We start from the raw sequence: 6,339 nt of genomic DNA on the forward strand, positions 1-6,339 counted from the left end.
CCGGCATCGACATGCGCCAGGTCGGCAAGTTCGAGGAGGCCTTGCGCCGTGAAGACGGCTGACCGCACTCCAACGAGGAGGAAATGATGCTCACCGTTAAAGACGTCATGGTGTCCGAGGTCGTCACGATCTCCCCCTACAGCAGCCTGCGCGAGGCGTTGTCCATGATGAAGGAGCGCCAGGTCAAGAGCCTTGTCGTGGAGCGCCAGCATGCCCACGATGCCTACGGGATGCTGAGCTACCGCGAACTGCTGCAGACCGTCGTCGCCGAAGAAGGCGACGTGGACCTACTCAATGTGTACGACGCCGCCACGATCCCCTCCATCACGGTCAATGAGGACCTGTCCGTGCGTCAGGCGGCAGCGCTCATGAGCCGCTACCACCTCAGCCGGCTCGTCGTGGTGGAAGGAAACCAGCTGGCCGGGCTGCTGGCCATGAACGACATCCTGGCCAGGCTGATGGACGATCTGGCTTAGCGGGAGCCTCGCAGCCGCCGCCACCAGGACGCCTTGGGCTCTGGTTCCGGCGGCGGCGCCGCAGCCCGGCGTGCTTCACGGCGTTCCTGCCAGCGGCGCACTTCGCCATCGACGTCGCGGGTTTTGGTGATCACCGGAGGTCCGCCCTGCAACTGGCGCCGGGCATCGATGACCCGCGCATTGAAGTCCTCGACGATCTCGCGGACCTGCTTTTCTGTGTAGACCTTGTCCAACGTGGCATCGAGTTCGGCATCCTCGGTCCGCAGCAGGATCGCGCGCGGCCCCAACCCGGTGATGTTCTCGCGCTGGATCAGGCCCTTGACCCACCAGTCCGGGTCGTTCCCTTGGCCCAGCCCAGGAATCGGCTTGCCCGCGTACTTGAGGTTGTCGAACTCGCCGCGCGCGATGGCCTCCCGGACCAGGTAGTCCGCCCGGGCGGCACTGTCGACCTTGCGCCGCTTCTCCTCCAACTCCTCCTGGGCCGCCGCTGCCTGCGCCTCCGCAGCACTGCCGCCCGAGGCGCGCACGGCGCGGGCCTCGGCCGCACGCTCCAGCCGCCGCTTGTATTCCTCAGCTGCATCGCCCATCAGGCCCACCGGCCTCCGGTCGTCTCCAGGTCCTCGGCTGTCCACCGGCACCCGGCCGTTACGCTACCGGCTCCGCAGCCGCCCCTTCGCCTGCCGCCGCCCGCACATTGCCGCCGTCGTTCTCCTGCGCCCGCATGCGGCTGGAAATCTTCTCCACCGCGTCATCCATGTGGTGCGCCAGCAGCTTGTGGAAGAGCGGCACGTTCGCGGCACCGATGGCATCCGCGATCGCCTCATGCTCCGCCAGCCGGTCCTCCGGGGTGTAGCCGGTGTCCTCGAGTGCCGCCATGCACATCCGGGTTTCGGTCATCAGCGTCTGGTGCATGCGCGAGAGCCGGCCGCTGTCGGCCATGCTGACCAGCAGCTCATGGAACTCAATGTCCAGGTCGCTCAGGACGCTGCCCCGCTCGCCGGCTGCGATCGCCTGCGCCATCCGGTCCGTCACCAGGCGCAGCGCAGCGGCAACCTCGGCATGGATGCCGACTACCTCAATGACCTTCAGCCCGGCGGCACGTTCGACGGCGGTGCGCGCCAAGTACATATCGGAGACATCGTCGGGGCCGAGTTCCATCACGAAAATCCCGCGGTTGCGGATGCTGACCAGCAGTCCTTCCTGGGTCAGCCGCTGCATCGCCTCGCGCAGCGGCCCGCGGCTGACACCCAGTTCGCGGGCCAGTTCGGCTTCGCCCAGCTGCTGGCCGGGCTGCAGCTCGCCGTGCCCGATGGCGTAGCGCAGCTTCCGGGCGATGATGGCAGGCGTGGACTCCTGGACCAGCGGTTCGATGAATCTCTGCGCCATGGCTTCCTTGCTTTCGGCAGTAACTGCTTGGCAGGCGCCGGAAGGGGCACCGCCTGTACTATTGCCGACAATCTTACAACCGCCCCGACCACCCGGCCAGCAAAAAACCGCGGAGCGGACGCACTGGAATCCAGCGCACCCGCCCCGCGGCGTTGCCTAGGTGCAAAGGGCTGTCTCGGCCCGCCACGCAGTGCTCGCGCGGCAAGCTCCGTTCAGGCGCTGACCAGCTCCCCTTCCGCGGCGAGCTCCAGGCCGAATGCCTCGGCCACCGAGCGGTGCCGGACCTGGCCGCCCGAGATGTTCAGGCCGGCTGCGAGCGCCGGATCCTTCGCCAGCGCTGCCTCGACACCGAGGTCGGCAAGCATCGCGGCGTACCGCAGCGTGACGTTGGTCAGCGCGTAAGTGGAGGTGTTCGGCACGGCGCCGGGCATGTTGGCCACGCAGTAGAAGATCGAGTTGTGCACCGTGAACGTCGGCTCTTCGTGCGTGGTGGGACGGCTGTCGGCGAAGCAGCCGCCCTGGTCCACCGCGATGTCCACCAGCACGCTGCCCGGCTTCATCTTGGCCACCAGCTCGTTGCTGACCAGCTTCGGGGCCTTCGCGCCGGGAATCAGGACGGAGCCGATCACTAGGTCGGATTCCACCACGGAACGCTCAACCTCGAGGCTGTTCGAGGCAACGGTCTTGAGCCTGCCGGCGTACTGGGCATCCAGTTCGCGCAGCCGGTTGACGTTGATGTCCAGGATGGTGACGTCCGCGCCGAGGCCGAGGGCCATCGCGGCTGCGTTCGTGCCGGCCACGCCCGCGCCGAGCACGGTAACCTTGGCCGGACGCACGCCCGGCACGCCGCCGAGCAGGATGCCCGGGCCGCCGGCAGGCTTCGCCAGGGCATTGGCGCCGACCTGCACGGAGAGCCGTCCGGCCACCTCGCTCATCGGCGCGAGCAGCGGCAGCGCACCGTTGGCGGTCTGGACGGTTTCGTAGGCGATCGCGGTGACGCCGGAATCCAGCAGCGCGCGGGTCAGCTCCGGCTCCGCGGCCAGATGCAGGTAGGTGAACAGCACCAGGCCCTCGCGGAAGTGGCGGTACTCGGCGGCGATCGGCTCCTTCACCTTCATCACCATCTCGGCACGGGACCACACCTCGTCGGCGCTGGCAACAATCTCGGCGCCGGCGGCAGCATATTCGGCGTCCTCGATCCGCGACCCCACACCCGCGCCGGCCTCGACCAGCACCTGGTGCCCGCGTCCGCGCAGCTCATGCACCCCGGAGGCCGTGATGGCCACACGGAATTCGTTGTTCTTGATTTCCTTGGGAACACCGATGATCATCGGGGCGCCTCCGTCTCTGTGAGGTGTAGAACTGGCCCGAACCGGCCGTGCATCCACTGTAGGGGTGGAAATTACGACGCCGGCCGCTCCCCTTTCGCCGGTACCGCGCCACGGTCACGGCCAGCGCCAGGCAGGCACTCGCCGTCGTACCCGTCAAGAATCTCCCGATCCGCGGAATGGCGCGGAAGAAACGGACTGCCGGTGGCCCGCCAGCAGCGGGACTAGCGTGACGGCTATCACAAGTAGACTGGAGCCAGCAATCGACAAATGTCGAGTTGCAGTGCGGCAATTGTCGCCCGTTGTCCAGTGAGGAGCGGCGTGCAGAAGTCCAGCCCGGAGCAGGCGGTGGAGGAGATTGCCCGCGCCCTCGATCACGGCGTGTCGGTAGAGGACCTCGACGGCGACTTGATTGCCTACAGCAGCCACCAGGCCTCCGCGGACCCGGTGCGGGTGAATTTCCTGCTGACCAAGAAGGTGCCCGCCGATGTCAGTGCCTGGCAGCTGAGCCACGGCATCGCAACGGCGGTCCGTCCCGTGGTGGTCGGGGCGAACGAGTCGCTCGGCATGCTCGGCCGGGTCTGCGTGCCGCTGCTGGTGCGCGGCTTCCGCGTGGGCTATCTCTGGGTACTGCAGCAGCCCGGCGAAGAAGCGGACGGCATCCTCGCCGCGCTTCCGGCGGTCCGGCCGCTGCTGGACGGCCTGGCCGCGGAACTGCTGGACACCAACACCCCTGAATCCGAGGCCCGCCGCCGCCGGGAAGCCCAGTTCCTCGCCGCCTGCACCGGAGACAATGCCGCTGTGGAGGACGTGGCTGGCTGGCCGGAAGTGAGCGGACGGGCACCATGGGCGGTCGGAGTGATCATGGAGCGGATCGACGACCCGGACGTGGCCATGGCCGAACTCGCGGATCCGGAGGCGGCCGTGCTGCTGCAGCGCGTGTCCGCCCTGCAGGCCACCGTCGGCATCCGGCCCGCCCTCTTCAGCGCCGGCGCCCCGCAGCATGCGGTCCTGCTGTTCCGCGACATGGCCGGCCGGAGCGAGCACGCCGAGGTGCTGCAGCGCTACGGCACGGAAATCTCGCGGCGCGGCGGCCACCCGGAACGGCCGGACATGCTCGGCCTGAGCGAACCCTTCGCCGACCTGCGCCGGCTGCCGGAGGCCTACCGGGAAGCGACGACGGCCGTGCAGGCGGCTTCCGTTGATCCGCGCATCGGCCCGCTTGCCGACTTCCGCAACACCGGCGTCTACCAGCTCCTCGCCCAGGCCCGCGGACTACTCCCCACCGGCTCCGTCCGCTACCAGGAACTGGCCGACCGCGACCCGAATGGGGAACTGCTAACGGTGCTCGAACTGCTCTACGACACCGACGGCTCCGTGGCAGAGGCTGCCGCCAGCCTGCACCTGCACCGCAGCAGCGTCTACAACCGGCTGGCCAAAGTCCGCTCCATCGTCGGCGCCGATCCCCTGAAGGGCAGCACCCGGCTGGAGCTCCACCTCGCACTCAAGGCCGCCCGCTGGGCCCGCCGCCCAAGACTGTCATTCTGAAGATCCCCCAGCTCCCCCAGTTCCCCGCCACCTTTCCCCCAACCCGGCCCGGCAAGGCAATGCCTCCACCAAGCCGACACGCCAGGTGCTCCACCGGCCCGGCACGGTAGGTGCTCCACCGACCCGGCACGGCAAAGGCCCGTCGGCTACAGACCAGGCTGCAGCCGACGGGGCCTTTGAATGGCGCCGGGGAAAGCACCTTAGGAAAAGGACGCTAGATACGCCCCGTCCCAGTGTCGCCGTCGGTCTCGATGCGTTCCTTGCGCACATCTTCATCGACCGTCTCTTGGTCTGTCACGGTGTCCTTCTCCAAGCGCACCCGCTCGACCGGCACGGTTTCCTTTTCTACGACCGGACGCTCTTCGTGCAAGGTGACCTCGTGCTCAGCCTCGCTGATGTCGGGGCCAGCCAGTGCCTCATCACGGTTGGCGTCCGTGATCGGCTCGCGCTCAACCCGGACCTCCTCGTGCGTTACCGGCACCGTACGGGTGACGTTCTCCGTCACGACGTACTTACGCAGCCGGGCACGGCCGGTTTCCTGCGACTCGGTGCCGACCCGAAGGCGCTCCTCCGAGCGGGTCATGGCGTCGTCCCTGTCCCGTCCGGCCGTTCCACGTCCCGCGGTGTCGGCGTCTGCAGAGGTTCCCGAGACAGCGCGATCCGCGTCCCGGGCTCCTGTGCCGGAGATGCCCGTACCAGTAGTGCCGGTACCGGCAGTGCCGTAAGCATTCGTACCGAGACCGTAGTACTCGTAGAGCCGATCCTCTTCAGACTCGCTCATATGGCTGCCCGGTTCGATCCGGGGAGCGTCCTTAACCCTGTCCTTCGTGTAGGGGACGCGGATGTCCTGCCCGTCCGCCGTCGCTTCCCGCAGCGGGACGAAAAATTCAGACATCCCGAACAGGCCCGTATTCACAGTGGCCCAGCTCGGCTGTTCAGTATGGTCATCCAGGTAGAGCTCACCCAGAGTGCCAATCTTCTTCCCCTCCGAGTCCATGACGTCGGCGCGGCTGTCGGCAAGGCGGTTGAAATGCTCCATGGTGATCATGTCGTTCTCCTTTCACTGGTGAACAGGTTGGGGAGATTCCCTGTGTCCATCCGGTGGCTGGCTGCCACCGTCCGGTCCAACACATCCACCGTAAACACACCTGAAAGCACCTTTGCAAGCATGCTTACTATTTCCGTCCGGGACTTCCGTCACGCCCTTCTCCTGCACCGTTAGCCATCCCTGCTAGTCACCGCGGCGTTTCGCGTCCAAGGCTCACGTCACAATTTTTTTGCCACGCCTCGGGCACGCGAGGGTCAGAAGGGTGGTGGTTCGGGGTTGTCGAAGGGGTCTGGTGGTGGCGGGGGTGGTGGTTGGACGCCGTGGGAGATCCAGGATCCGTCGGGGTAGCCGGTGTAGGCGTGGCGGGATCTGGTTTGGTGGTGGAGGACGCCGTTGTCGCCTTGCCAGACGCGGCCGCCGTCGGCGTGCTTTGACAGATGATCGGATTTGCAGCGAAGTGCAAGATTATTCAGTTCGGTCTTGCCGCCGTGCTCCCAGGCCAGGGTATGGTCGAGTTCGCAGTCCTTCCAGTGGGTGCGGCAGCCCAGTCCCC

Annotated in this window: 7 protein-coding genes; 2 read left to right on the forward strand and 5 right to left on the reverse strand. The window is 67.2% G+C overall.

Translation table 11 applies throughout. The features are described from left to right. Nucleotides 1–86: 86 nt before the first annotated feature. Nucleotides 87–476, forward strand: coding sequence for a CBS domain-containing protein (locus D477_RS00050; protein WP_043844944.1), 390 nt, complete (start codon nt 87–89; stop codon nt 474–476). Here the strand turns inward: D477_RS00050 and D477_RS00055 are convergent. From D477_RS00055 to ald, 3 genes are all read right to left on the reverse strand, one after another. Further along, entirely contained in the window at nt 473–1,063 is a 591-nt protein-coding gene (locus tag D477_RS00055) for a J-domain-containing protein (RefSeq protein WP_043844946.1), read from the reverse strand. The two genes, D477_RS00050 and D477_RS00055, sit on opposite strands and share 4 nt — an antisense overlap. 58 nt (nt 1,064–1,121) lie before the next feature. Continuing rightward, complete coding sequence (locus D477_RS00060) at nt 1,122–1,862, reverse strand: GntR family transcriptional regulator (RefSeq protein WP_005266074.1); 741 nt, start codon at nt 1,860–1,862, stop codon at nt 1,122–1,124. A gap of 212 nt (nt 1,863–2,074) precedes the next feature. After that, nucleotides 2,075–3,193 carry an alanine dehydrogenase gene (gene ald, locus D477_RS00065; protein ID WP_005266075.1) on the reverse strand — a complete coding sequence of 373 codons (1,119 nt, stop codon included), beginning with the start codon at nt 3,191–3,193 and terminating at the stop codon, nt 2,075–2,077. 318 nt (nt 3,194–3,511) lie between these two features. Here ald and D477_RS00070 point away from each other — a divergent pair, with 318 nt between their 5' ends. Then, on the forward strand, nt 3,512–4,738 hold the full coding sequence (locus D477_RS00070) for a PucR family transcriptional regulator (RefSeq protein ID WP_005266076.1): 1,227 nt from the start codon (nt 3,512–3,514) through the stop codon (nt 4,736–4,738). Between the two features lie 214 nt (nt 4,739–4,952). Here D477_RS00070 and D477_RS00075 read toward each other — a convergent pair whose 3' ends face one another. Beyond that, entirely contained in the window at nt 4,953–5,786 is an 834-nt protein-coding gene (locus D477_RS00075) for a DUF2382 domain-containing protein (RefSeq protein WP_005266077.1), read from the reverse strand. Nucleotides 5,787–6,040: 254 nt separating this feature from the next. After that, nucleotides 6,041–6,339 (reverse strand): HNH endonuclease signature motif containing protein (locus tag D477_RS21485; RefSeq protein ID WP_150109909.1); only part of this gene is annotated, 299 nt, incomplete at its 5' end.

This window comes from Arthrobacter crystallopoietes BAB-32, assembly GCF_000328305.2.
GTDB lineage: Bacteria > Actinomycetota > Actinomycetes > Actinomycetales > Micrococcaceae > Crystallibacter > Crystallibacter crystallopoietes_A.